This window comes from Streptomyces sp. NBC_01197, from assembly GCF_036010505.1.
Taxonomy (GTDB): domain Bacteria; phylum Actinomycetota; class Actinomycetes; order Streptomycetales; family Streptomycetaceae; genus Streptomyces.
In genome coordinates, this window is sequence record NZ_CP108569.1 from 5,482,765 (window position 1) to 5,507,227 (window position 24,463).

Genomic DNA, 24,463 nt, shown 5'->3' on the forward strand with positions numbered 1-24,463 from the left:
CCTCAAGGAGTCCCACCCTCATGTCCCGCATCTTCACCCGACGCCGTACCGCCACCGCGATCGTGACGGCGGCCCTGCTGCTGCCGCTGGCCGCCTGCGGCGGCAAGGACGACAGCAAGAAGGACACCGGCGCCAAGGCCGCCGCCTCCGGCACGCCGAAGGCCGATCTGACCGTCCTCGCGGCCTCCTCGCTGACCGATGTTTTCGGCACCGCGAAGAAGGTGTACGAGAAGGAGCACCCCGGCACGACGATCAAGTACTCCTTCGCAGGCTCCCAGGACCTCGCCACCCAGGTGAAGCAGGGCGACCCGGCCGACGCGCTGGTCACCGCGGACACCAAGACCATGGACGGTGTGAAGTCCGAGGTCGGCAAGCCGGAGATCATCGCCAAGAACCGGCTCGTCATCGTCACCCGCAAGGGCAACCCGGACAAGGTCCACAGCCTGAAGGACCTCTCCAACAGCAAGCTGAAGGTCGTCCTCGCCGCGCCCCAGGTGCCCGTCGGCAACTACAGCAAGAAGGTGCTGGACGCGCAGAAGATCAAGGTCAAGCCGGTCTCGCAGGAGGTGAACGTCCGCGCAGTCCTGTCCAAGGTCGAGCTGGGCGAGGCCGACGCGGGCATCGTCTACAGGACGGACGCCGCCACGGCGCCCGGCAAGGTCGACACGGTCACCATCCCAGACGCGCAGAACGCCGTCGCCTCCTACCCGGCGGCGACCGTCAAGGGATCGAAGAACTCGGCCGCGGCCGCCGCGTTCGTCGCCTGGCTCGACACCCCCGAGGCGCAGAAGATCCTCCAGGGCGCGGGCTTCCAGAAGCCGTAGTGGAGCAGTCGCAGTAGAGCCGGATCACGCCCAACTCGGCCGTACGGGGCTGTCCTTGCAGCACGACACTGGACAGCCCCGTACGGGTTCGCCTTGTACGGAGCGCGGCCACGGCTCCCGCACGCCGACTGTCGGCATCCCGCACCTGGCATCCCGATCACAGGAACCCCGATGAGAAGCATCCGCACCCGCGCCCGTACACCGCGCACCGGCTCTCCCATAGCCCTCGCGGTGCCCGCGCTGATCGGGGTCGGGTTCCTGCTGATGCCGCTGATCGGCATTCTGGCGCGCACCTCATGGGGCGAGCTCGGTACCAATCTGACCAGCCCGGACACGACTCAGGCGCTGCGGCTGTCGCTGGAGGTCTCCTTCTGCGCCCTGGGCGTCTCGCTGCTCCTGGGGGTGCCGCTGGCCTGGGTGCTCGCGCGGGTCGACTTTCCCGGCAAGGCGTTCGTACGCTCTCTCGTCCTGCTGCCGATGGTGCTGCCGCCCACCGTCGGGGGAGTGGCGCTGCTGCTCGGGTTCGGCCGCCGGGGAGTGCTCGGACCCTGGCTGGAGAACACCTTCGGCATCACCCTGCCCTTCCACACGTCGGGGGCGGTGGTCGCGGCGACCTTCGTGGCGATGCCGTTCCTGGTCATCAGCCTGGAGGGCACGCTCGCCGGGCTGCGGCCCCGTTACGAGGAGACGGCCGCCTCGCTCGGCGCCTCGCCGGTCCGGGTGTTCTTCACCGTCACCCTGCCCATGGTCGCGCCGGGGCTGGCCGCGGGCGCCGCGCTGACCTGGGCGCGGGCGCTGGGTGAGTTCGGGGCGACCATCACCTTCGCCGGGAACCTCCCGGGCTCCACACAGACGCTGCCGTTGCAGGTGTATCTCCTGCTGCAGGACTCACCCACGGCCGCAACTTCCGTATCTCTGCTGCTTCTTGTCATCGCGATGGCGGTCCTGGTGTCCCTGCGCGGGCGCTGGACCGGCGGTACGTCCACGCGCACCGGGAAAGCCGCACGCCCGGCCGACGACATCGGGGACGAGACCGGCCGGCCGCTCCCCGGCTTCGGACCGGCCGACCCCGCGACCGGTGGCGCGCCGGGCGGCACGGACGGGGCCGGCCGCGAAGCCAAGAGCCTGGGGCCCAACTCCCCGCCCCCGCAGGAGCGCTGGCCGCTGCACGCGGTGGTCACCGGCTTCAACGAGCTGACGCTCGACGCCGAGCCGGGCACCACCATCGCGGTCGTCGGCCCCAACGGCGCGGGCAAGACCACCCTGCTGCGCGCCCTCCTCGGCCTGACCCCGCGCGCCCGCGCGGAGCTGCGGCTCGGCGACATCGACGTCAGTCCGCTGCCGCCGCACCGCCGGGGGGTGGCCTGGGTTCCGCAGGACGGCGCGCTCTTCCCGCATCTGAGTGCGCTCACCAACACCGCGTACGGCCTGCGGTCGCGCCGGGTGCCGCGTGCCGAGGCGCGCCGGGAGGCCGGCCAGTGGCTGGACCGGCTCGGCGTCGGCCATCTCGCCGCCCGCAAGCCCTCCCAGCTCTCCGGTGGCCAGGCCCAGCGCGTCGCGCTCGCCAGGGCGCTCGCCGCCCGCCCCCGGCTGCTGCTGCTCGACGAGCCCCTCGCCGCGCTCGACCAGACCACCCGGGCCCATGTGCGGCACACCCTGCGTACGCATCTCAGCGGCTTCGCCGGTGTCTGCCTGATCGTCACCCACGACCCGGTGGAGGCGGTCTCGCTGGCCGACCGGGTCCTCGTACTGGACGACGGCCGCACGCTCCAGGACGCCCCGCCCACCGAAGTGACCCTGCACCCGCGGTCGCCCTGGGTGGCCAGGATGCTCGGCCGCAACGCCTGGACCGGAACCGCCTCCGCCGACGGTCTGACCCTCACCGGCGGCGGACGGCTCGTCATCGCCGACGGGCTCGACGAGGGCGTCAGGGCGCTGGCGATCATCGCGCCTGAAGCCGTCTCCGTCCACCGGGACAGGCCGTCGGGCAGCCCGCGCAACGTCTGGCCCGGCACCGTACGGGAGATCACGTCGGCCGGCAGCAGGCTCCGCGTCCTCATCACCTCGGCCGAGGCGCCCGACCTGGTGGCGGAGATCACTCCGCAGGCCGCGCTCGAACTCGGCCTCGCGGACGGCGTACCGGTGTGGACCAGCGTCAAGGCCACCGAGATCACTCTGGTCGAGGTCTAGGCAGTCTCAGGGATCAGGGGCCCGCCATGTGCGGGAGCGGGGGCCGAGGGCCCGGCCGGTTAGCATCCCCTGTGACCCCGATACCCGCATCCAAGGAGACGCCGATACGTCGGCGCATACTCGCCGACCTCACCCCGCTGCGCACATCCCCCGACTTCCGGCGGCTCTGGTTCGGCAACACCGTCTCCTGGGTCGGGCAGGGCATGACCGCCCTGGCGATCTCGCTCCAGGTCTACGACCTCACCCGCTCCAGCTTCTCCGTCGGCCTCGTCGGCCTCTTCTCACTGGTGCCGCTGGTCGCGTTCGGCCTCTACGGCGGGGCCGTCGCCGACACCCTCGACCGTCGCAAACTCGGGCTCTCCAGCGCCCTCGGGTCCGCGGTCCTCTCGGTCGGGCTCTCGTCGGCCGCGTTCGCCGGCTTCCACCATGTCTGGTTCCTGTACGGCATCGTGGCCCTCCAGTCCGTCTGCGCCGCGCTCAACGCCCCGGCCAGATCCGCGATGATCCCCCGGCTGCTGCCCGCCGACCAACTGCCCGCGGCCAACGCCCTGTCCTCTATGACCAGCACCTTCGGAACGCTGATCGGGCCGATGCTCGGCGGCCTCATCGTCGGCTTCTGGGGCTACCAGGCCGCGTATCTGATCGACGCCGTCTCCTTCGTCGCCGCCCTGTACGCGATGTGGCGGCTGCCCTCGATGCTCCCCGACCGGGCCACCGGATCGAAGAGCCGCGCCTCGGTCCTGGACGGACTCCGCTTCCTGGCCACCCGCCCCAACCTCCGGATGACGTTCTTCTCCGACTTCTGCGCCATGATCCTGGCCCAGCCGCGTGCGCTGTTCCCCGCGGTGGCCGTCCTCTGGTACGGGGGTGACGCCCGCACCACGGGGCTGCTGGTCGCGGCGCCCGCGGTGGGCGCGCTGCTCGGCGGGGTCTTCTCCGGCTGGCTGGGCGGCATCCACCGGCACGGCCTCGCGATCGTCCTCGCGGTCGCCGGGTGGGGGCTCGCCATCGCGGTGTTCGGCCTGACCAGGAACCTCTGGCTCGGCCTGTTCTTCCTCGCGCTCGCCGGTGCGGCGGACACCGTGTCCATGGTTTTCCGCAACACGATGATGCAGGTCGCGGCGCCGGACGAGATGCGCGGCAGGCTCCAGGGGGTCTTCATCGTGGTCGTGGCGGGCGGCCCGCGCCTGGGCGACTTCCTCGCGGGCTCGGCGGGCGACCTGGCCACCCCGGCCGCAGCCGTGGTCGGCGGCGGTCTCGCCTGTGTCGCCGCGGTCACCCTGCTCGGCCTGACCCGGCGCGGCTTCCTCCGCTACGACGCACGGTTGCCGGTGCCGTAACCGGGCACGAGGCCGCTACGACGCCTCCCACACCAGGGTGTTCCCGTCCTCGGCCTCCGGTGTCCCGTCGTGCGTGACCGTCAGCCGTACCGGGTCCTCCCGCGCGTCGACCACCACCGCGACCTGTGAGACGTCCGGCAGCCGGTGGGCGCGGGCGAGTGCCCGGCGCAGGGCGGCCAGCAGGTCCTCGCCGACCCGCTCCGTGATCCGCGCGTCGACCGGGCCGAGGAAGTGCACCGACGGAGCGAACCCCAGCAGCACCCGGGCGCCGTCCGTCTCCCGCAGCACCTGGCCGCGCAGCGTCGACGGGGCGTCGGCCGGCGGCTGCTGGAGGGCGAAGATCGCGGTCCTGACGTCCTGGATGGTCGAGTCGAGTTCGTCGACCGCCCGTCCGATCAGCTCACCGAGCTCGGTGCCGGCCGCCCGCCGCCGGGTCGACTCCAGCATCATCTCGGTCGCGAAGAGCCGCTGGACGACGAGGTCGTGCAGATCGCGGGCGATCCGGTCGCGGTCCTCGTATACCGCGAGCCGCTCGCGGTTCTGCCGGGCATCGGCCAGTACGAGCGCGAGCGCGGCCTGCGAGGCGAACTGCAGGGCCAGCGTCCGGTCCGCCGCGTTGTAGGGGCGGCCGCTGCGCCGCCTGGGCAGCGCGAGCGTGCCGATGAGCTTGCCGCCGCTCTGCAGCGGCAGCATCATGCTCGGCCCGAAGCGGGCGCGTACGTGGGTGGTCATCCGGGGATCGGTCGACGAGTCCTCGATGTACACCGGGTCCCCGCTGAGCAGCTGGACCAGGACGGGGGAGCCCGGTGCGATCGTGGCGCCGATGAGGTCGCCCGGGTCCTCGAAGGTGGAGGCGGCGACGATCTCCATGCCGCCGCTGCCGGTCGGCAGGAGCACCACACCGGCGACCGCGTCGGCGAGAACCCTGGCCTGTTCGGCGACCGTGGTCAGCGCGTCGGTCGCGCTCTCGCCGGTGAGCAGCGCGTTGGTGACGGCCGCCGCCCCCTTGATCCAGCGCTCCCGGAGCCTGGCCGTCTCGTACAGCCGGGCGTTGCCGATCGCGATGCCCGCCTGCGCGGCGAGCACCCGCAGCAGCGCCTTGTCGTCCAGGTCGAAGCTGCCCTCGTGCTTGTCCGCGAGATAGAGGGTGCCGAAAACCTGCTGGTGCACCCGGACCGGGAGCCGCAGCAGACCGGGGGTGTCGTCCGGGAGGCCGACCAGGGCGTCGCCGTCGGTGCCGGTCGCGAACAGGTCGCTGAGGCGGTCGCGCTCGGGGTCGACCACCCCGAGCGCCGCGCGCCGCGCGCCCGTCAGCCGGGTCGCCGAGTCCACGATGTGCTGGAGTGTGCCGCGCAGTTCGAGATCCGTACCGACGCTCAGCACTGCTTCGAGGAGGAGCGGCAGCCGTGTGTCACCGGTCATCGTGGTCCCCCGGTCCGAATCGTCGCAGGCCCTGCGGTGCCGCTCGGCCGTTGCCGCGGCGCGCCCGTGAGCGGGCCCGTCAGCTGTTCACCGGGGCCGGCGTCAGCTGTTCAGCGGGGCCAGCGTCATGGGCGCGAGCTTTCCCTCCATCATCGCGCCGAGTCCGAGAACCGAGCAGACGTCGGGCCGCTCGGCGATGTGCACCGGCATCCCCGTCGCATTGCGCAGCATCTGCTCCAGGCCGGGGAGCAGGGCACTTCCGCCGACCATCATGATGCCGCGGTCCGACAGGTCGGCGACCAGATCCGGCGGGCAGCCGCGCAGCACCCGGCCGATGCCGTCGAGTACGGCGGTCAGCGGGGTGTGGATGGCCTCCCGTACGGCCGCGGTGTCGACCTGGACCGAACGGGCGAGGCCGGTGGCCACGTCCCTGCCGTGGATCTCGGTGAACTCGGGGCCGCCCAGGGACAGCCCGTTGCCGCTGAGCGCCAGTTGCAGCGGTCGTACGGACTGGCTCGGCAGCAGCAGCTCGTGGGCCTGACGCAGATGCTGCACGACGGCCCGGTCGATGGCCTCGCCGCCGACCGGGATCCGCTCGGCGGTCACGATCGAGCCGAGCGAGAGGACGGCGATCTGCGTGGTCGCAGCGCCGCAGACCATGATCATGGTGGCGGTCGGCTGGTCGACGGGGAGCCCGCAGCCGACGGCGGCGGCGATGAGGGTGTCGACCAGCTCGACCTTCCGGGCGCCGAGACCGATCAGGGTCTCGACGGTGGCGCGCTGCGCCAGCGGGTCGGACTCGTGCGGGGTGCACGCGGCGGCGCGCAGCATCGGTGTGCGCCGCAGCCTGCGCCGCAGCTTCTCGCCGAGGAGCTGTCCCAGCATGCGCCGGGCCAGGTCGATGTCGACGACCGTGCCGCCGGACACGGGGCGGGCCACCTTGATGTAGCCGGGGGTACGGCCGGTCATCTGCTCGGCGAAGGCGCCGACGGCGATGAGCGCGTCCGTGCGGCTGTTCACCGCGACGACGCTCGGCTCATCCACGACGAGGCCCATGCCCTTGATGAACACCCGGGTCCGCGCGGCCCCGAGGTCGACGGCTACCTGGCAACGGCGCAGCTGATCAAGACTGACGGTCACGGCACGATCTCCCGGGAAAGGCTGAGGCGGAGCACCGGCGGCAGCCGGTCCTCATCGCATCGTGCGACGGCCGCAACCGGTGCGCGCGCTGGACTGAGCCGCCCGGGTGGTTCTCCCTCGTCCCGCCGGAAAGCAAGCTACTGGCGCGGTGTGTCGCCGGGTTGTACGTCCTGGAGCAGCCCCCAGGTGAACTCGGCGACGGCGGGGCGCCCGCCGGGCAGTGTGAGGGCGAGCCGCCACCGGGTCGGCGCGGTGCCCTCCATCGGGCGGGCGGGGGCGAAGGCGCGGGCCGCCTCGTCCACCGTGCACGACCAGGGCCGCAGGTCGTCCGCCGTGCGCAGGGCCGGCGCGACAGCGCCGGGGGCGCGGACCAGCCACTCGTTCCACACCGCGCCGCCGGGACCGGTCAGCACCTCGAACCGCAGTCCCGGCCAGAGCGGCACCGGCCACTGGAGGGCGTCGCACTCCAGGTCGCCGATCTTTCGACGGGCCGTGGCGGACGGCACCCCGAGCACCGAGCGGTAGCGCTGAGCAGCCCCGCGGGACCGGGGCGAACGGACCATCGCCTGCCAGCGCCGGTTCGCCTCGCGCATCTCGGCGAGCGTGACGCCAAGCTCACGCCGGGCGTCCTCGACGAGGCCCGGCTGATGGTCGGCCATCCGGCGCAGCAGCACCAGCTGGAAGTCGAGCGGTCCGAACGGGGTTCCTGATCGCGGCATACACCCATCCTGCCCGTACCGCACGCGCGCCCGGATCCGGTCCTCGGCGTCCGGACACCTCCCGGCGAAGAGGTCCTGCCGTCCTACCCCTTCGTACGCCCCAGCATCCGCTTCAGCAGGTCCCGCAGTACGGTCCGCTCCCCGGCCGACAGCTCGCCCAGCGGCTCACGGGCGAAGTCCATCGTGGCGCGCAGCTCCCGGGAGATCCGCCGGCCCGCCTCGGTGGCGGCGGCGAGTTTGATCCGGCGGTCGGCGGGGTCGGGGCGGCGCTCGGCGAGGCCGCGTGCTTCGAGCCGGTCGACGATCCCCGTGACGTTCGACGGCTCGCACTTCAGATGCCCGGCGAGACGGCGCATGGGCATCGCCTCGATGGACAGCAGTCCCAGTACCCGCGCCTGGGCCCCCGTGAGCGAGTGCACGGCCGCCGCTTCGTCGTACTCCTGGTGGTACCGGGCGACGACGTCGCCGATGAGCTCGACGACTTCCAGGGTCAGCGGGTCTGTACGAGTGGTCATGTCAACCATCGTACCTACATGCTTGACAATCTAAAATATCCAGGAGCATGGTTGTTTCAGGCAGTAGATATTTCATGTCATGAAGCTTTCCCAGGAGGCTGTACCGATGTCCGCACTCCCCACGACCGGCCGCGAATGGCACCTCACCGCCCGACCGGGCGGCTGGCCCACCCCGGCGGACTTCGCGCTGCGCGAGGTCCCGGTGTCCGAGCCCGCCGAGGGCCGGATCCTGGTCCGCAACCTCTACTTCTCGGTCGACCCGTACATGCGCGGCCGGATGAACGACGTGAAGTCGTACACGCCGCCCTTCCAGCTCGACAAGCCGATGGACGGCGGCGCGGTCGGCGAGGTCATCGCCTCGAACGCCGATGGCTTCGCGGTGGGTGACCACGTCCTGCACGGCCTCGGCTGGCGTGAGTACGCGCAGGTGCCGGCCGAGCACGCCACCAAGGTGGACCCCTCGGCCGCCCCGCTCTCCGCCTACCTCGGCGTGCTCGGTATGACGGGCCTCACCGCCTACGCCGGTCTCTTCGACGTCGCCGCCTTCAACGAGGGCGAGACGGTCTTCGTCTCCGGCGCCGCCGGCGCTGTCGGCAGCCAGGTCGGCCAGATGGCCAGGATCAAGGGCGCCGCACGTGTCATCGGTTCGGCGGGCTCGGAGGAGAAGGTCAGGCACCTCGTCGAGGACCTCGGCTTCGACGCGGCGTTCAACTACAAGGACGGCCCGGTGGCGGAGCAGCTGCGTAAGGCCGCCCCCGACGGCATCGACGTGTACTTCGACAACGTGGGCGGAGAGCACCTCGAAGCGGCCATCAGCTCGTTCAACGTGCACGGCCGTGCCACGATCTGCGGAATGATCTCGCAGTACAACAACACCGAGGCGGCTCCCGCCCCGCGCAACCTCGCGCTGGTCATCGGCAAGCGGCTGCGGCTCCAGGGCATGCTGGTCGGCGATCACGCCGCGCTCCAGCCGCAGTTCGTCAAGGACGTCGCCGGCTGGATCGCGTCGGGCGAGCTGAAGTACCAGGAAACGGTCGTCGAAGGTGTCGAGCAGGGCGTCGAGGCGTTTCTCGGTCTGCTCCGCGGTGAGAACACCGGGAAGATGATCGTCGCGGTCAACCAGTAGTCTCGACCCCAGGCCGCCGCGGTCGTGGGCGCGAGACGCGGCGTACACAACAGAAGGAACTCGCATGGCAATCCAGAAGATCGATGTCGCGTACACCGCTGTCGCCACCGCGGAGAACGGCCGTGACGGCCGGGTCTCCTCCAGCGACGGCAACCTCGACGTCGTCGTCAACCCGCCGAAGGAGATGGGCGGAAGCGGCGCGGGCACCAACCCGGAGCAGCTCTTCGCCGCCGGTTACAGCGCCTGCTTCCAGGGTGCGCTCGGTGTCGTCGCCCGCCAGGAGAAGGCCGACATCTCCGGCTCGACCGTGACCGCGGCCGTCTCCATCGGCAAGACCGAGGCCGGCGGCTTCGGCCTGGAGGTCACCATCACGGCCTCCATCCCGAACGTCGACGCCGCCACCGCGCAGTCGCTGATCGAGAAGGCGCACCAGGTGTGCCCGTACTCGAACGCGACCCGCGGCAACATCAAGGTCGACCTGGCCGTCGCCTGATCATGACCCGCTGACCCCGGCTCCGGCCGGGACCAGGAAGGGCCGCACCCGCTCCGGCGGGACGCATCAACAGCGTCCCGCTCCAGCGGGGGCGGCCCTTTGGCCATGTATCGGGTGTTACGCGGCGAATGTGCTGCAAGGTCCGCCACCCCGGTCGCCGCCGGGGCCATTGCCCGCCGAACTGCGCTGTGCGTACCGTGTGTTCGTGATCCCGACCGTTGGCCGGAGTTTCGAACGCTGAGTACCGAACAGAAGGGGTGGGTGGACCACCATGGGACGACTGGTCCCGGCGGTGACCCGGGCGCTGGACATACTTGAGCTCTTCCTCGAAGGGAACGGTTCGCTCTCAGCGCCCGATGTGACCCGCAGACTTCAGCTGCCGCGCACCACCGTGCACGAACTGCTCACCACCCTCGCGGCCCGCTCCTATCTGGTGCCGGTACCCGAGCAGCCCGGCCACTACCGGCTCGGCGTACGGACGTACCAGCTCGGCAGCCGGTACGCGGAACAGCTCGACCTCGCGGCCGAGGGCCGGCGAGTCGCCCGGGAGGTCGCCGAGACCTGCGACGAGACCGTCCATGTCGCCATCCTGGAGGACACCGACGTCATCTACGTCGCGAAGGTCGACTCCACCCACGCGGTCCGGATGGTCTCGGCCGCCGGGCGGCGGCTGCCCGCGCACTGCACGTCCGTCGGCAAGATGCTGCTCGCCTCGCTGCCCGACGCCGAACTGACCGCGCGGATATCCGGGCGGGAACTCTCCGCGATGACTCCGGACAGCGTGACCGACCCGGCCGCCCTGCGGGAGGCGCTCGCCCTGGTCAGGGAGCGCGGTGTCGCGGCCGAACACCGTGAGTCCAATCCGGACGTGAGCTGTGTGGCCGCTCCGGTGCGCGACGGTTCGGGGCAGGTCGTCGCCGCCCTCTCCATCTCGGTCCCGATGATCCGCTGGAGCGAGGAGCGCGAGCGCGAGCTGGCACAGCTGGCGCTCGACGGCGCGGCGGAACTCTCCACCCGGCTCGGCCACCGGGGGCGCTCATGAACCGCCACCGGCCACCGCGGGCGGGCCTGAGCCGTCCGGAAGTGGCGGTACGGGAACGGGCCGAGCTCGGCGAGGGACCGACCTGGGACGCGGCGGCCGGCCGGCTGATCTGGGTGGACATCCTCTCCGCGCGCGTCCACACCTACGATCCGGTGTCCGGCCGCCGCACCGTCCTGGCCACCGAGCAGCACGTCGGCGCCGCGAAACCGCGCGCGGGCGGCGGGCTGGTGGTCAACCTCCGGGACGGCGTGGGGCTCTACGAGCCCGACGGCGTCTTCTCCTGGCTGGTGCACGACCCGGTGCCGGGGAGACGGGCCAACGACGCGGCGGTCGCCCCGGACGGCGCGCTCTGGGCCGGGACCATGCCCTACGCGGACGGCGTCACCGGCGGCGGCACGCTGAGCCGGATCGCACCGGACGGCACGGTCTCCGGGACACTGCCCGCCAGTGTCTCCAACGGCACCGGCTGGAGCCCGGACGGCGCCCTCATGTACTACATCGACACCCCGACCCGGCGCATCGATGTCTTCGACTTCGACGGTGAACTGCCGCACAACCGCAGGGCGTTCGCCACGGTCGAGCCGGATGCCGGCTTCCCTGACGGGCTCACCGTCGACGCGGAAGGCTGCGTCTGGGTGGCGCTCTGGGACGGCGCGGCCGTCCGCCGGTACACCCCGGCCGGCGCCTTGGACGGTACCGTCGCACTGCCCGTGCAGCGCCCGACCGCCTGTGCGTTCGGCGGCCGGGCGCTGCGCGACCTCTACATCAGTACGGCCCGAGGCGGACTCGCCGCCCCGCACCCGCTCTCCGGTTCTCTGCTGGTCGTACCCGGCGCGGGGCAGGGCCTGCCGCAGCCGCCCTTCGCGGGCTGAGCGGCTGCGTGGTCGACTCCGATGGGAAGCAGCCGGATTACGAACCGACCCGGCGCTTGTTGTAGACGTCGAAGCCGACCGCGGCCAGCAGCACCAGGCCCTTGATGACCTGCTGGTAGTCGCTGCCGATGCCCACCAGGGACATGCCGTTGTTGAGCACGCCGAGCACCAGACCGCCGATGACCGCACCGAGAACCGTGCCGACACCGCCGCTCATCGAGGCGCCACCGATGAACGACGCGGCGATGGCCTCCAGTTCGAAGTTGACGCCGGCGTTGGGGGTGCCCGCGTTGAGACGGGCCGCGAAGACGATGCCCGCCAGAGCCGCGAGCAGGCCCATGTTCACGAAGACCAGGAAGGTCACCCGCTTGTCCTTGACACCGGACAGTTTGGCCGCGGACCGGTTGCCGCCGAGTGCGTACACATGGCGCCCGACGACCGCGTTGCGCATCACGAAGCCGAGGCCGATGAGCAGGGCGGCCAGTACCAGCAGCACCACCGGCACACCGCGGTAGCTCGCCAGCGTCATGGTGAAGGCCACCACGGCGGCGACCATCGCCACGCACTTGGTGAGGAAGAGACCGCGCGGGAGGACGTCGAGTGCGTACTCCTTCTCGCGGCGCCGTGAGCGCAGCTCCTGCACCAGCACGACCGCGATCAGCACAAGCCCCAGCAGGAGTGTGAGGTTGTGGTAGTTCGTGTCCGGGCCCACCGCGGGCAGATAGCCGGTGGCGATCTTCTGGAACCCCTCGGGGAACGGGCTGAGCGACTGCGAGCCGAGCAGGATCTGAGTCGCGCCCCGGAAGATCAGCATCCCGGCGAGCGTGACGATGAAGGACGGTATCCCCACATAGGCGATCCAGAAGCCCTGCCAGGCCCCGGCGACCACCCCGATGAGAAGTGCCACGATCAGCGCGAGCACCCAGGGGACCTTGTGCTGGACCATCATCACCGCGCAGGCCGCGGAGACGAACGCCGCGAGGGACCCGACGGACAGGTCGATATGGCCCGCGATGATGACGATCATCATGCCGATGGCCAGCACCAGGATGTAGCTGTTCTGGAGGACGAGGTTGGTGACGTTGTTCGGCTTGAGGAGCACGCCGCCGGTCCAGATCTGGAACAGGACGACGATCAGACCGAGCGCGATCAGCATCCCGTACTGGCGCATATTGCGGCGCACGGCGTCCATCAGGAGGGCTCCGGTGGCGGAGCGCGGTGGGTTCGGCGCCGGTGGGGCGCCCTTCGGGGTGTCGGTGGTGACCGGGCCCATGGCGACTACCTCTTGTTCATGGTCATGTGGCGCATCAGCACTTCCTGGTCCGCTTCCGCCCGCGCGACCTCACCGGTGAGCCGGCCGGCCGCCATCGTGTAGATGCGGTCACACATGCCGAGCAGTTCGGGGAGTTCGGACGAGATGAAGACGACGGCTCTGCCTTCGGCGGCGAGCTGGTCGATCACGGTGTAGATCTCGTACTTGGCGCCGACGTCGATACCGCGCGTCGGCTCGTCGAGGATCAGCACGTCGGGCCCCGCGAAGATCCACTTGCTCAGGACGACCTTCTGCTGGTTCCCGCCGGACAACCGGCCGACCTGCTCGAAGACGGTCGGGGCCTTGATGTTCATGGATCTGCGGTACGACTCGGCGACCCGGGTCTCCTCGTGCTCGTCGACCACACCGCGCCGGGAGACCTTCGGCAGCGCGCTCATGGTGATGTTGCGGCTGATGGTGTCGATGAGGTTGAGGCCGTACTGCTTGCGGTCCTCGGTGACATAGGCGATGCCGTGCCCGACCGCTTCGGGCACGGTCCTGGTGCGGATCTCCTTGCCGTCCTTCAGCACGGTCCCGCTGATGCTGCGCCCGTACGAACGCCCGAAGAGGCTCATCGCCAGCTCGGTGCGGCCCGCGCCCATCAGGCCGGCGATGCCGACGATCTCGCCCCTGCGCACATGCAGCGAGACGTCGTCGACCACCTTGCGCTGCTGGTCGATGGGGTGGTGCGCGGTCCACCCCCGTACTTCGAGCGCGGGGTGCGCGCCCGGGTCGCCCGCGTAGGGGGTGCGCTCGGGGAAACGGTGGTCGAGGTCGCGGCCGACCATGCCCCGGATGATCCGGTCCTCGGTCGTCTCGGGGGCCTTCACATCGAGGGTCTCGATGGTGCGGCCGTCCCGGATGATGGTGACGGAGTCGGCGACCGCGGAGATCTCGTTGAGTTTGTGCGAGATGATGATCGAGGTGATGCCCTGCTCCTTCAATTCCAGTATGAGTTGCAGGAGTTGAGCCGAGTCATCGTCGTTCAGGGCGGCGGTCGGCTCGTCCAGGATGAGGAGTTCCACCTCCTTGGAGAGCGCCTTGGCTATCTCCACGAGCTGCTGCTTGCCGACCCCGATGTCCGCGACCCGGGTCTGCGGATGCTCATGGAGGCCGACCCGCTTCAGCAGCTTCGCCGCGTGCTTCAGCGTCTCGTTCCAGCTGATGACGCCACGGGTGGCGTGCTCGTTGCCCAGGAAGATGTTCTCGGCTATCGAGAGATAAGGGATGAGCGCCAGTTCCTGGTGGATGATGACGATCCCGCGCGCCTCGCTGGCCCTGATGTCCTTGAAGGCGCAGTCCTCGCCACGGAAGAGGATGTCCCCCTGGTAACTCCCGTGCGGATGAACCCCGCTGAGGACCTTCATCAGGGTCGACTTGCCCGCGCCGTTCTCGCCGCAGATGGCGTGCACCTCGCCCTCGGCGACGGTCAGCGAGACGTCGGAGAGGGCCCGGACGCCGGGGAAGGTCTTGACGATCGAGCGCATCTCCAGCACCGGGGCGCGATTCCCGGGCGCCACTGTGCCGCCGTTGTCTCCGGGTGTCTGCCTGCCGCCGGTCACTTCAGGTCACTCGCCTTGATGTACCCCGAATCCACCAGCTCGGCACGGTAGTTGGACTTGTCGACGCTGACCGGCTTGAGGAGGTACGCAGGAACGACCTTCTTCCCGTTGTTGTAGGTGGTGACGTCGTTCACCTGCGGCTTCTTCTTGTGGAGCATGGCGTCGGCCATCTGCACGGCCTGCTTGGCGAGCGCCCTGGTGTCCTTGTAGACGGTCTGGGTCTGCTGGCCCGCGATGATCGACTTCACCGATGCCACCTCGGCGTCCGAACCGGTGACCACCGGGTACGGCTTGGCGGGCGTCCCGTATCCGTCCGACTTCAGCGAGGACAGGATGCCGATGGATATCCCGTCGTACGGCGAGAGGATCGCGTCGACCCGGGCGGACGAATACGACTTGGTGAGCAGGTCGTCCATCCGCTTCTGGGCGGTGGCACCGTCCCAGCGCAGGGTGGTCAGCTGATCGAGCTTGGTCTGCCCGCTCCGCACGACGAGCTGCTTCTTGTCGATGTACGGCTTGAGGGTCTTCATCGCGCCGTCGAAGAAGTAGCGGGTGTTGTTGTCGTCGGGTGAGCCGGCGAACAACTCGATGTTGAACGGGCCCTTCTTCCCGCTCTTCAGGCCGAGTTTGCCGATGAGGTAGTTCGCCTGGAGCACGCCCACCTTCTCGTTGTCGAAGGAGGCGTAGTAGTCGACGTCCGGGGTGCCGAGGATGAGCCGGTCGTAGGAGATCACCCTGATGTGCTGGTCGGCCGCCTGCTTGAGAACGTCGGTGAGCGCGTTGCCGTCGATGGCCGCGATCACCAGCACGTCCGCGCCCTTGGTGATCATGTTCTCGATCTGCGACACCTGGTGGTCGACGTCGTCCTCGCCGTACTGGAGATCCGTCTTGTAGCCCAGGGCCTTGAACTGCTTGACCATGTTGCTGCCGTCGGCGATCCAGCGTTCGGACGACTTGGTGGGCATGGCGATCCCGATGGTGGAGCCTTTGCCGCCGCTCTTGGACTCCTTGCTGCCGCCGTCGCTGCTCTGCCCGCAGGCGGTGAGAGCGAGGGCCAGTGATCCGGCGACGAGGGTGAACGCGGCTCGGCGGGTGTGGCGCATGGCGGTCATCAGTCCTTCTCGGGGGAGGAATTCAAGGGGGAGGAATTCTTGGCGGAGAGGTTCTTGGGGATGGGGGCCGCCGTCGGTGACGGCGGGACGGCGAAACGGCTGAGAGGTCCCGGCAGCCGCGAGCCGAGCGGTGACATACCGCCGTCGGCGCCGTGCCTGGCGAGCAGATCGAGGGCGAGCCTGCCGCGCCTGACCCGCTCACGGGCGGTGTTGAGGGTGTGGTCGCGGAGCTGGGCCCCGTACGGGTAGATGCCGGGTGACTTCGACAGGCCGAACTTCAGATAGATCGGGGCGCCGCGCCGGATCAGCTCGGCCGTCTCGTACATCCGGACGTAGCCGCCCAGGTCGTCGGGTGCCTCGATGTAGAGGTCCATCGGCGCGGCGCAGACCCGCCGGATCTCGGTGAAGTGGGCCAGGGTGAGGTCGGAAGGGATATTGACGGAGTCGGCGCCCAGCTGCTCGAAGACGGCGTACGAGGCGGGGTTCACCGGGCCGATCAGCGCCGAGACCTTGAAGGTGGTGTCGGCGGGGAGCACGCCCGCCGCCCGGAGCCTGTGCAGCGACCAGAGCACCCCCTCGTCCGCGACGAGCAGGCATCTCACGCCCAGTTCGGTGGCGCGCACGGCGTCTTCGAGCGACCCGGCCACGGCGTCGTGGCCCCGGGCGCGGAGCCCGGCGCCGCCCGATTCCGTCCGCGTTGCGGCACCGATGTCCCAGGTTCCGCGCGGCCCGGTGAACAGGCACAGCTCGACGGAGCGCTCCGCGCAGGCGGCCACCATCTCGCCGATCTCGGAGTCCGTGAGCATCCAGACACCGCTGCCCTGGCTGATGCGGTGGACCGGCACATCAAGCCTGGCGGACTCTTCGAGTACGACACCGAGCGCCTCAGGCCCTTCGACGGAGGGAACTTCGGTGCGCCAGGAGCCGCCGTCGGGGAAGCGGCGCGGTGAGGCGTCGGCGGGGTCGGCCGCGGGCGCGGCGAGGCCGAGCGCGGCGAGCGCCCGTTCGCCGGGGCGGCGGGGGACAGGGGCTGATACGTCGGTCACAGGCGGGTTCCTCGCATACTGGGGCCGGGTCCGGTGGGGTATGCACCGGTCACGTACGTCCGATATACCGAACATGGTTCGGATTGGTGGGCATGGGAAGGCCGGGGGCTGGGATGACCGGACATGGGATGACCGGTCATGGTCCGCTGCCGCGGACCGGTTCGGCTCATGGGCGCAGCAGCACCTTCCCGGTCTCCGGGCCACCGCCTCCGACGAGTGCGACGGCTTCGGCGTACCGTTCCAGCGGGAATTCATGGGTGATCAGCGGCCCCGGATCGAGAATCCCGGCGGTGAACGCCCGTACGGCGAAGGACCACGCGGCGGAGGGCGCGCCGAAGACGCTCCGCACGGTGAGCTGGCTCAGCGCCAGATGCACCGGGTCGATTCCGGTGGCCCCCGGCGTGAACATCCCGGTGAGTACCACCCGGCCGCCGCGCCGTGCGAGGAGACAGGAGTCGGCGGCGGTGGTGGGCGCCCCGGCGGTCTCGACCACCAGGTCGTAACTGCCGCGCCCGGACGCCGATTCCGCCGGAGTGCACACCTCGCTCGCTCCGAGATCCGTAGCCAGTCGGGCCCGTCCGGTGCGCGGGTCGATGACGGTGAGTACGGCGGGGGCGGCCGCGGCGATGAGCTGTACGGCGAGCAGCCCGAGGGTGCCGGCGCCCACCACGGCGATCCGCTCGCCGGGCTCGGGCCGTCCGGCCCGCACCGCGGCGGCCACCACGGCGGCCGGCTCAAGCAGCGCGGCGGCGCGCAGATCCGCCCCGTCCGCGAGTGGGTGCAACAGCCGGGCGGGGACGACGAGATGGTCGGCGAAGGCCCCGGGGCAGGTGAACCCCGTCTCCTCGTACCCGCCTTCGCAGAGCGAGGTCTCGCCCGCCCGGCAGCGTTCGCAGGTCCCGCACGCCCGGAAGCCCTCGGCCACCGTCGGGCGCCCGGTGAGGGAGGGGTCCACCCCTTCGCCCACCGCGTCGACGCTCCCCGACCACTCATGGCCGGGCGTGACCGGGTAGCGGACATAGGCCGGGTCGCGCCGGCCGTCGTACACCTCGCGGTCGCTCATGCAGATCCCGGCGGCCGCCACCCGGATCCGGACCTCGCCGGGGCCGGGCTCCGGCCGGTCGCCGCTCACCAGGCGGACGGAGCCCGGGGCATCGACCACGACGGCACGGCTGCCGCCGCTCATCCGGCGGTCCCGGGCGAACGCTTCTCCCAACCGTCCGCCCACAGGTCGAACCTGGCCTGCTGCTGCGGGAACTCGGCGGCCGCGTCCACATCCAGCTCGACACCCAGGCCAGGCGCGTCCGGCAGTTCGAAGTAGCCGTCCACGACCTGCGGTGCTCCCTTCACGACCGCCTTGATACCGGCGTCCGCGAAGTCATTGAAGTGTTCGAGGATCTTGAAGTTCGGTGTGCAACCGGCCACTTGGAGCGTCGCCGCCGTCAGTACCGAGCCGCCCACGTTGTGCGGGGCGACCAGCATGTAGTGCGTCTCGGCCGTCGCGGCGAGCTTGCGGGTCTCCAGGATGCCGCCGATGTGGCCGACGTCCGGCTGGATGATGTCGGCCGCCTGCGAGGCGAAGAGTTCCCTGAACTCGATCCGGTCGTGGATGCGTTCACCGGTCGCGACGGGGATGTCCACCTTCGCCGCGACCTTCTCCAGCGCCCTGAGGTTCTCCGGCGGGACCGGTTCCTCCAGCCACGCGGGCCTGAACGGCGCGAGATCACGGGCGAGGCGGACCGCGGTGGACGGCGAGAACCGCCCGTGCATCTCCAGCATCAGCTCCGTCTCCGGGCCGATCGCGTCCCGCACCGCCTCGATCAGCGAGACCGAGTAGTTCGTCTGTGCCTGGTCCAGCTCGTAGTGCCCGGTCCCGAACGGGTCGATCTTCAGGGCGCGGTAGCCCCGCTCCACCACCCCGAGGGCGGCCTGGTGGTAGGCCTCGGGCGTGCGCTCGGTGGTGTACCAGCCGTTCGCGTACGCCTTCACCCGGTCGGTGACCCGGCCGCCGAGCAGCTGCCAGACGGGGACACCGAGCGCCTTGCCCTTGATGTCCCAGCAGGCCATCTCGACGACGGCGATACCGGACATGACGATCTCGCCCGCCCGCCCGTAGTCCCCGTACTTCATCCGCCGGACCAGGTCTTCGATCGCGAACGGGTCCGAGCCCTCGATGTGGTTGGCGGCCGCCTCCCGCAGATAGCCGACGAGCGCGTCGGTCCGCCCGAGCATCCGGGTCTCGCCGACGCCGGTGAGGCCCTCGTCGGTGTGGACCTGCACATAGGTGAGGTTGCGCCAGGGAGTCCCGACGACATGGGTGCTGATTCCGGTGATGCGCACGGCAGTTGCCCCCGACGTGTTCGATATTTCGTCACTCGTTCGAAATCCTGGCGTGACCGTAATGGGGTGACGTGCGCAACGTCAATGGGCCTGCGTCAACAGCTCCGTTCCGGTCGGCAGGAGGGGGGACCGGCCGGTGCGGGGGCCGACCGGTGCCGGACCCGGCCGTGCCGGCCCCCGATAGGCTGCGCGCATGGGTGATCTCGGGGCGGGTTTCGGTTATCTGGTGAAGGGCCAGCGCTGGGTCGGCGTACGCGGCAAGCAGTACGGATTCGGGCTGCTGCCGGGGCTGATCACGCTCGTCCTCTACGTGGCGGCGCTGGTCGCGCTCGCGTTCTGGGCGGATGACGCCGTCGCCTGGGCGACACCGTTCGCCGACACCTGGAGCACGCCCTGGCCGGGCCTCCTGCGGGGCTTTCTGACCATACTGCTCTGGGCGCTGGCGCTGCTGCTCGCCGTGGTCTCGTTCACCGCCATGACCCTGCTGGTCGGCCAGCCCTTCTACGAGGCGCTCTCGGAGCGGGTCGACGCGTCGGAGGGTGCCGATGTCCCCGGCTCCGGCCTTCCGCTCTGGCGCGAACTGTGGATCTCCGCGCGCGACAGCCTCCGCATCCTGGTGCGGGTGGCGTTCTACGGCCTCCTGCTCTTCGCCGCCGGTTTCCTCCCGTTCGTCGGCCAGACCGTCGTCCCGGCGATCGGCTTCTGCGTGTCCGGCTTCTTCCTGGCCGAGGAGCTGACGGCGGTGGCGCTGCAGCGCCGCGGTATGGAGTTCCGGGAGCGGCTGGCCCTGCTGAAGAGGCGCCGCCTGCTCACCCTCGGCTTCGGGGTCCCGCTGACGCTCTGCTTCCTGGTGCCGCTGGTCGCGGTGTTCCTCATGCCGGGCGCGGTGGCGGGAGCGACGCTGATGGCGCGCGACCTGACGGGGGAGACGGCGCCGGAGCCGGATGCCGTACCGGGGCCGGACGCGGTGGCGGGACCGGGCGCCGGCGGTGCCGCCGGTCCGGGAGGCGCGCCCGGGGGTTCACCAGGCGGCGCGCCCGCGCCCACCACGCCCCCGCCTGCCCCCTCCCGTACCTGGTAGCCCCTGCCTGGTAGCGCCGGTCGGCCGCCCGTGCGTCATCCCGCCGCACCACCGGCGAGCAGCGTCGTGAAGGCCCGGAAAGCCGTGGGCATGTCCACCGATTCCGGGTCGAGCAGCCACTGGTACTGCAGGCCGTCCATCACCGCCACCAGCAGTGGTGCCACTTCCTCCGGCGTCAGCCCGCTCGGCAGCCGGTCCCCGAACTCGCCGCGCAGGGTGGCCGCCATCGACCCCCGCACCTGCACATAGCGGCGGGTGAAGAACTCCCGCGCCGGATGCCCGTCCGTGACGCTCTCGCCGAGCAGTGCGGCGAAGGTCTGAACGATCCCGGGCCGCATCGCGTTGTACTCCACCAGTGAGCCGAGCAGTTCGAGCGGCCAGGCCTCGCCGGAGCGCGCGGACGCGCCCGGGTCCCAGCGGTCGCGCGCTTCCAGCACGGCGACAAGCAGCGCGTCCTTGCTCGGGAAGTAGTGCAGCAGCCCCTGCTGGGTGAGGCCCACGCGCTCGGCGAGCGCGCCGAGGGTCGTGCCCCGGTAGCCGCGCTCCGCGATGACCTCAAGGGCCGCACGGAGGATCTCCGCCCGGCGCCCCTCGCCTCTCGCGCTCCCCATCACCGGCTCCTTTCCCCGTACGTGCTCTCCGTACGTGCTCCCCGTACGCATTCTCCGTAGGTGCTCACCCCCCGAGGACCGTACGGCATCGATCATCACGAAGAGGTGACGAAACCTACCGATCTACCGGCACGAGCGCCAGGATGGATACATCACGCGCCGGACGGCGGCTTCAGCACTTCAAGGCTCAGCACTTCAGGGCTCAGGGCTCAGGGCTTCAGCACTTCACCACTCGCAACGCGGAGGTACGACGGTGGCAGCCACCCCCATCAACGACGCGGACCCGGTCCGCGAGGCCGCGGTCGAGGCCGCGCTCGGCGCGCTCGACCTCGACACCAAGGCCCGGCTGCTCTCCGGTCAGGACTTCTGGAGCCTCCCGGCGATCCCGGAGATCGGGCTGCGGTCCCTCGTCATGTCGGACGGCCCGATCGGGGTACGCGGGGTGCGCTGGACCGCCGACGACCCGTCCATCGCCCTGCCGTCACCGACCGCCCTCGCCGCCACCTGGGACCCGGAACTCGCCCGCAGGGCCGGGGTGCTCCTCGCCCAGGAAGCGCGCCGCAAGGGGGTGCACGTCCTGCTCGCGCCGACCGTCAACCTGCACCGCTCCCCGCTCGGTGGGCGGCACTTCGAGTGCTACTCCGAGGACCCGTACCTCACCGGCGAGATCGGCACCGGCTACGTCCGGGGTGTGCAGGGCGGCGGCGTCGGCACCACCGTCAAGCACTTCGTCGGCAACGACGCGGAGACCGACCGCTTCACCGTCGACAACCTCATCGCCCCGCGCCCGCTGCGCGAGCTGTACCTCGCGCCGTTCGAGGCCATCGTCAGGAACGCCCGCCCCTGGGGCATCATGACCGCGTACAACACGGTCAACGGCACGACGATGACCGAGCACCGCTACCTCGTCAACGAAGTCCTGCGCGGCGAGTGGCAGTTCGACGGATTCAACGTCTCGGACTGGACGGCCGCGCGCTCCACCGCCGGCGCCGTCCTCGGCGGCCTCGATGTCGCGATGCCGGGCCCCGCCACCCCGTACGGTGAGCCGCTGGCCGCCGCCGTCAGAGCGGGCGAGGTCCCCGCGAGCGCGGTCGACGAGGCGGTACGGAACGTCCTGCGGCTCGCCGCGCGGGTCGGCGTCCTCGACGGCGCGCCGCCGGTCGTCACCGAGCTGCCGCCGGAGACCGACGGGCGTGAGCTGGCCCGCGAGATCGCACGCCGCGCCTTCGTCCTCGTACGGAACGAGGGCGGCGCGCTCCCGCTCGACGCGTCGAAGACCCGCAAGGTCGCGCTCATCGGCGCCGCCGCCCGTGACGCCCGCATCCTCGGCGGCGGCTCGGCCACCGTCTTCCCCGCCCGGGTGGTCTCCCCGCTCGACGGGCTGACGGCCGTGCTCCCCGACGGCGCTGTCAGCTACGCCCTTGGCGCCGACCCTAGCGGTCAACTGGCCACCGCAGGGCCGGGGTTCGCCCTGCGCGCGGTCTGCCGCGACAAGGCGGGCCGCACCATCGGCGTCGCGTCGGTGCCCGGCGGACGCATCCAGTGGGTGGGCAGCGACCTGCCCGAAGGAGTGACCCACGAGACGCTGCACACCATCGAGATCACGGGCACGTTCACGCCCAGGGAGAGCGGCGAGCACACCTTCGGCACCAGGGGGCTCGGCGGCTTCCGGCTCACCGTGGGCGAGCAGGTCCTCTTCGACGGGGACGAGCTGCCGGGCGACGAGGCCGATCCGTTCGCAGCGGTCTTCGGCGCACCCGTCGAGCGCGGCACCGCCACCCTCACCGCCGGCGAGTCGGTCGCGATCACCTTCGAGTACACCGTGTTCAAGAGCCCCGCAGCCCGGCTCCAGGCCATCGGCTTCTCCCTCATGCACCGTGCCCCGCAGCGCGACCCCGACGAACTGATCGCCGAGGCCGTGGCCGCCGCACGCGAGGCGGACACCGCCGTGGTGGTCGTCGCCACCACCGAGGAGGTCGAGTCCGAGGGCTTCGACCGCAAGGACCTCAGGCTCCCCGGCCGCCAGGACGACCTGGTGCACGCCGTGGCGGCCGTCAATCCGAACACGGTCGTGGTCGTCAACGCGGGCTCCCCGGTGGAACTGCCCTGGCGCGAGGACGTGACGGCGGTGCTGCTCAGCTGGTTCCCGGGCCAGGAGGGCGGCGCCGCACTCGCCGACGTACTCATCGGGGCGGCGGAGCCGGGCGGGCGCCTGCCCACCACCTGGCCGGTGGCCCTGGAGGACGCCCCGGTCCGCCGGGTCGAACCGGTCGGCGGTGAACTCCCCTACGAGGAGGGCGTGTTCATCGGCTACCGGGCCTGGGACCGGGCCGGTACGACGCCGGCGTACCCCTTCGGCCACGGTCTGGGCTACACGGAGTGGGGTTACGAGTCCCTGCAGGCGACCGCCACGACCGCCACCGTCCGTATCCGCAACACCGGCACCCGCACCGGGCGCGAAACGGTCCAGGTCTACGTCGCCCCGGCCGACCCCGGAACCGACCGGGCCGCCCGGCAGCTGGCCGGCTTCGCCACACTGGAAGCGGCGCCGGGGGAGACCGTGGAGGTGGCCGTCGCGCTCTCCTCCCGGGCCTTCGAGACCTGGGACGAGTCGGCCGACACCTGGGCGCGGCGCCCCGGAACGTACGAGATCCGCACCGGTCGCTCCCTCACGGACACCAGGCTGACCGCCACGGTCACCTGCTGAGGGACCGGCGCGTACACCTACCGTCCGCCCACCTACCGTACGGAGAACCCGTACACCGTCTCGGAGACGAACGCGCTGCCCGGCCGGAGGACCGCACCAGGGAACTCCGGCCGGTTCGGCGCGTCGGGGAAGCGCTGGGTCTCCAGCGCGATCCCGGCGCCCGGCCCGAAAGGACCGGCGTCGATGTGGTCACCGGTGTAGAGCTGCAGCCCCGGCTCGCTGGTCGTGATCGTCAGTACGCGCCCGGACGCCGGGTCGGACAGCTCCGCCGCCTCCGGACCGTCCAGCACATAGTTGTGGTCGTAGCCGAGGCCCACCTCCCGGGCCTGCCGGAAGTCGAAGCGAGTCCCCGCCACCGGCGCCTGTTCGCCGGTCGGGATCAGCTCCGCGTCCACGGGCGTCACCCGCGAGGCTCCGATCCGCAGTTCGTGCCCGGCCGCGCTGCCGGAGCCCGCACCGGCCAGATTCCAGTACGAGTGGTTGGTCAGGCTCACCACGGTCGGTGCGTCCGTCGTCGCCTCGTACGCGATCCGCAGCGCACCGCTCTCCGTCAGGCTGTACGTCACGGAGACGGCCAGCCGCCCCGGGAAGCCCTCCTCGCCGTCCGGGCTGACCCGCGAGAGCCGCACTCCGTGATCGGTCGCCTCCGCGTCCCACACCCGCTTGTCGAAGCCCCGGTCGCCGCCGTGCAGGCTGTTCGGCGGGTTGTTGCGGGGCAGCCGGTACGTCCGCCCGTCGAGCTCGAACACGCCGCCCGCGATGCGGTTCGCGTACCGCCCGACCAGCGCCCCGAAGTACGGCCCGGGGAAGGCCAGATAACCGGCCAGGTCCGGGAACCCAAGCGCCACCCCGGCCACCGCGCCCGCCCGGTCGGGCACCTCGGCCGACTGCACGATCCCGCCGTACGTGAGCACGCGCACCCGGGTGCCGCCGCGCTCCAGGGTCCAGCGGTGGACTGGGGTGCCGTCCGGGAGACGGCCGAAGGGTTCCGGCTGCGCGCTGCTCATGC

The 24,463-nt window shown here is 71.1% G+C and carries 21 protein-coding genes; 9 read left to right on the forward strand and 12 right to left on the reverse strand.

Features of this window, described 5'->3' with window-relative positions; genetic code table 11:
- The first annotated feature begins 20 nt into the window (after positions 1-20).
- The 3 genes from modA to OG452_RS25230 all read left to right on the forward strand — a co-directional run bounded on the left by modA (position 21) and on the right by OG452_RS25230 (position 4,354).
- On the forward strand, positions 21-824 hold the full coding sequence (modA, locus tag OG452_RS25220; protein ID WP_327297854.1) for a molybdate ABC transporter substrate-binding protein: 804 nt from the start codon (positions 21-23) through the stop codon (positions 822-824).
- 171 nt (positions 825-995) lie between these two features.
- On the forward strand, positions 996-3,014 hold the full coding sequence (locus OG452_RS25225) for an ABC transporter permease (protein ID WP_327297855.1): 2,019 nt from the start codon (positions 996-998) through the stop codon (positions 3,012-3,014).
- 26 nt (positions 3,015-3,040) lie between these two features.
- Entirely contained in the window at positions 3,041-4,354 is a 1,314-nt protein-coding gene (locus tag OG452_RS25230; protein WP_405560793.1) for an MFS transporter, read from the forward strand.
- Between the two features lie 15 nt (positions 4,355-4,369).
- Here OG452_RS25230 and OG452_RS25235 read toward each other — a convergent pair whose 3' ends face one another.
- The 4 genes from OG452_RS25235 to OG452_RS25250 all read right to left on the reverse strand — a co-directional run bounded on the left by OG452_RS25235 (position 4,370) and on the right by OG452_RS25250 (position 8,150).
- Positions 4,370-5,776, reverse strand: coding sequence for a GAF domain-containing protein (locus OG452_RS25235; protein WP_327297857.1), 1,407 nt, complete (start codon positions 5,774-5,776; stop codon positions 4,370-4,372).
- Between the two features lie 102 nt (positions 5,777-5,878).
- Complete coding sequence (locus OG452_RS25240; RefSeq protein WP_327297858.1) at positions 5,879-6,916, reverse strand: rod shape-determining protein; 1,038 nt, start codon at positions 6,914-6,916, stop codon at positions 5,879-5,881.
- 137 nt (positions 6,917-7,053) lie between these two features.
- Positions 7,054-7,635 (reverse strand): hypothetical protein, encoded by a 582-nt coding sequence (locus OG452_RS25245; RefSeq protein WP_327297859.1) that lies wholly within the window; start codon positions 7,633-7,635, stop codon positions 7,054-7,056.
- 83 nt (positions 7,636-7,718) lie between these two features.
- On the reverse strand, positions 7,719-8,150 hold the full coding sequence (locus OG452_RS25250) for a MarR family winged helix-turn-helix transcriptional regulator (RefSeq protein ID WP_327297860.1): 432 nt from the start codon (positions 8,148-8,150) through the stop codon (positions 7,719-7,721).
- 106 nt (positions 8,151-8,256) lie between these two features.
- Between OG452_RS25250 and OG452_RS25255 the strand changes: the two genes are divergently transcribed.
- The 4 genes from OG452_RS25255 (at position 8,257) to OG452_RS25270 (ending at position 11,683) form a co-directional block, all read left to right on the forward strand.
- On the forward strand, positions 8,257-9,276 hold the full coding sequence (locus tag OG452_RS25255) for an NADP-dependent oxidoreductase (protein WP_327297861.1): 1,020 nt from the start codon (positions 8,257-8,259) through the stop codon (positions 9,274-9,276).
- A 64-nt stretch (positions 9,277-9,340) separates the two neighbouring features.
- On the forward strand, positions 9,341-9,769 hold the full coding sequence (locus OG452_RS25260; RefSeq protein ID WP_327297862.1) for an organic hydroperoxide resistance protein: 429 nt from the start codon (positions 9,341-9,343) through the stop codon (positions 9,767-9,769).
- A 271-nt stretch (positions 9,770-10,040) separates the two neighbouring features.
- Positions 10,041-10,811 (forward strand): IclR family transcriptional regulator, encoded by a 771-nt coding sequence (locus OG452_RS25265; protein WP_327297863.1) that lies wholly within the window; start codon positions 10,041-10,043, stop codon positions 10,809-10,811.
- A complete protein-coding gene (locus tag OG452_RS25270; protein ID WP_327297864.1) occupies positions 10,808-11,683 on the forward strand; it encodes an SMP-30/gluconolactonase/LRE family protein in 876 nt (291 codons plus the stop codon). The genes OG452_RS25265 and OG452_RS25270 overlap by 4 nt, the downstream gene beginning before the upstream one ends.
- A gap of 37 nt (positions 11,684-11,720) precedes the next feature.
- On the opposite strand, the gene mmsB is transcribed toward OG452_RS25270, so the two are convergent.
- From mmsB to OG452_RS25300, 6 genes are all read right to left on the reverse strand, one after another.
- Positions 11,721-12,956 (reverse strand): multiple monosaccharide ABC transporter permease, encoded by a 1,236-nt coding sequence (gene mmsB / locus OG452_RS25275; protein ID WP_327297865.1) that lies wholly within the window; start codon positions 12,954-12,956, stop codon positions 11,721-11,723.
- A 5-nt stretch (positions 12,957-12,961) separates the two neighbouring features.
- Entirely contained in the window at positions 12,962-14,482 is a 1,521-nt protein-coding gene (gene mmsA, locus OG452_RS25280) for a multiple monosaccharide ABC transporter ATP-binding protein (RefSeq protein ID WP_327299767.1), read from the reverse strand.
- 71 nt (positions 14,483-14,553) lie between these two features.
- Positions 14,554-15,660, reverse strand: coding sequence for a multiple monosaccharide ABC transporter substrate-binding protein (chvE, locus tag OG452_RS25285; protein WP_327299768.1), 1,107 nt, complete (start codon positions 15,658-15,660; stop codon positions 14,554-14,556).
- 8 nt (positions 15,661-15,668) lie between these two features.
- Positions 15,669-16,715 (reverse strand): hypothetical protein, encoded by a 1,047-nt coding sequence (locus tag OG452_RS25290; RefSeq protein ID WP_327297866.1) that lies wholly within the window; start codon positions 16,713-16,715, stop codon positions 15,669-15,671.
- 166 nt (positions 16,716-16,881) lie between these two features.
- Positions 16,882-17,901: a zinc-dependent alcohol dehydrogenase gene (locus tag OG452_RS25295; protein WP_327297867.1), complete on the reverse strand. Its 1,020-nt coding sequence runs from the start codon at positions 17,899-17,901 to the stop codon at positions 16,882-16,884.
- Positions 17,898-19,055: a mandelate racemase/muconate lactonizing enzyme family protein gene (locus OG452_RS25300; protein ID WP_327297868.1), complete on the reverse strand. Its 1,158-nt coding sequence runs from the start codon at positions 19,053-19,055 to the stop codon at positions 17,898-17,900. Before OG452_RS25300 ends, OG452_RS25295 begins: the two co-directional genes overlap by 4 nt.
- A gap of 193 nt (positions 19,056-19,248) precedes the next feature.
- On the opposite strand from OG452_RS25300, the gene OG452_RS25305 reads away from it, so the two are divergent.
- Positions 19,249-20,136, forward strand: a complete 888-nt coding sequence (locus tag OG452_RS25305; protein WP_327297869.1) for an EI24 domain-containing protein — start codon at positions 19,249-19,251, stop codon at positions 20,134-20,136.
- Positions 20,137-20,171: 35 nt separating this feature from the next.
- Here the strand turns inward: OG452_RS25305 and OG452_RS25310 are convergent, their stop codons facing one another.
- Positions 20,172-20,747 carry a TetR/AcrR family transcriptional regulator gene (locus OG452_RS25310; RefSeq protein WP_327297870.1) on the reverse strand — a complete coding sequence of 192 codons (576 nt, stop codon included), beginning with the start codon at positions 20,745-20,747 and terminating at the stop codon, positions 20,172-20,174.
- 253 nt (positions 20,748-21,000) lie between these two features.
- On the opposite strand from OG452_RS25310, the gene OG452_RS25315 reads away from it, so the two are divergent.
- A complete protein-coding gene (locus tag OG452_RS25315) occupies positions 21,001-23,454 on the forward strand; it encodes a beta-glucosidase family protein (RefSeq protein WP_327297871.1) in 2,454 nt (817 codons plus the stop codon).
- A 32-nt stretch (positions 23,455-23,486) separates the two neighbouring features.
- On the opposite strand, the gene OG452_RS25320 is transcribed toward OG452_RS25315, so the two are convergent.
- Positions 23,487-24,461, reverse strand: a complete 975-nt coding sequence (locus OG452_RS25320) for an aldose epimerase family protein (protein WP_327297872.1) — start codon at positions 24,459-24,461, stop codon at positions 23,487-23,489.
- Positions 24,462-24,463: the final 2 nt, after the last annotated feature.

Excerpts from the sequence above, each read along its gene's own strand:
- modA (WP_327297854.1), top strand. The coding sequence starts at position 21 with ATGTCCCGCATCTTCACCCGACGCCGTACCGCCACCGCGATCGTGACG.
- OG452_RS25225 (WP_327297855.1), top strand. The coding sequence starts at position 996 with ATGAGAAGCATCCGCACCCGCGCCCGTACACCGCGCACCGGCTCTCCC.
- OG452_RS25230 (WP_405560793.1), top strand. The coding sequence starts at position 3,041 with ATGTGCGGGAGCGGGGGCCGAGGGCCCGGCCGGTTAGCATCCCCTGTG.
- OG452_RS25235 (WP_327297857.1), bottom strand. The coding sequence starts at position 5,776 with ATGACCGGTGACACACGGCTGCCGCTCCTCCTCGAAGCAGTGCTGAGC.
- OG452_RS25245 (WP_327297859.1), bottom strand. The coding sequence starts at position 7,635 with ATGCCGCGATCAGGAACCCCGTTCGGACCGCTCGACTTCCAGCTGGTG.
- OG452_RS25250 (WP_327297860.1), bottom strand. The coding sequence starts at position 8,150 with ATGACCACTCGTACAGACCCGCTGACCCTGGAAGTCGTCGAGCTCATC.
- OG452_RS25255 (WP_327297861.1), top strand. The coding sequence starts at position 8,257 with ATGTCCGCACTCCCCACGACCGGCCGCGAATGGCACCTCACCGCCCGA.
- OG452_RS25260 (WP_327297862.1), top strand. The coding sequence starts at position 9,341 with ATGGCAATCCAGAAGATCGATGTCGCGTACACCGCTGTCGCCACCGCG.
- OG452_RS25265 (WP_327297863.1), top strand. The coding sequence starts at position 10,041 with ATGGGACGACTGGTCCCGGCGGTGACCCGGGCGCTGGACATACTTGAG.
- OG452_RS25270 (WP_327297864.1), top strand. The coding sequence starts at position 10,808 with ATGAACCGCCACCGGCCACCGCGGGCGGGCCTGAGCCGTCCGGAAGTG.
- mmsB (WP_327297865.1), bottom strand. The coding sequence starts at position 12,956 with ATGGGCCCGGTCACCACCGACACCCCGAAGGGCGCCCCACCGGCGCCG.
- mmsA (WP_327299767.1), bottom strand. The coding sequence starts at position 14,482 with ATGCGCTCGATCGTCAAGACCTTCCCCGGCGTCCGGGCCCTCTCCGAC.
- chvE (WP_327299768.1), bottom strand. The coding sequence starts at position 15,660 with ATGCGCCACACCCGCCGAGCCGCGTTCACCCTCGTCGCCGGATCACTG.
- OG452_RS25295 (WP_327297867.1), bottom strand. The coding sequence starts at position 17,901 with ATGAGCGGCGGCAGCCGTGCCGTCGTGGTCGATGCCCCGGGCTCCGTC.
- OG452_RS25305 (WP_327297869.1), top strand. The coding sequence starts at position 19,249 with ATGGGTGATCTCGGGGCGGGTTTCGGTTATCTGGTGAAGGGCCAGCGC.
- OG452_RS25310 (WP_327297870.1), bottom strand. The coding sequence starts at position 20,747 with ATGGGGAGCGCGAGAGGCGAGGGGCGCCGGGCGGAGATCCTCCGTGCG.
- OG452_RS25320 (WP_327297872.1), bottom strand. The coding sequence starts at position 24,461 with ATGAGCAGCGCGCAGCCGGAACCCTTCGGCCGTCTCCCGGACGGCACC.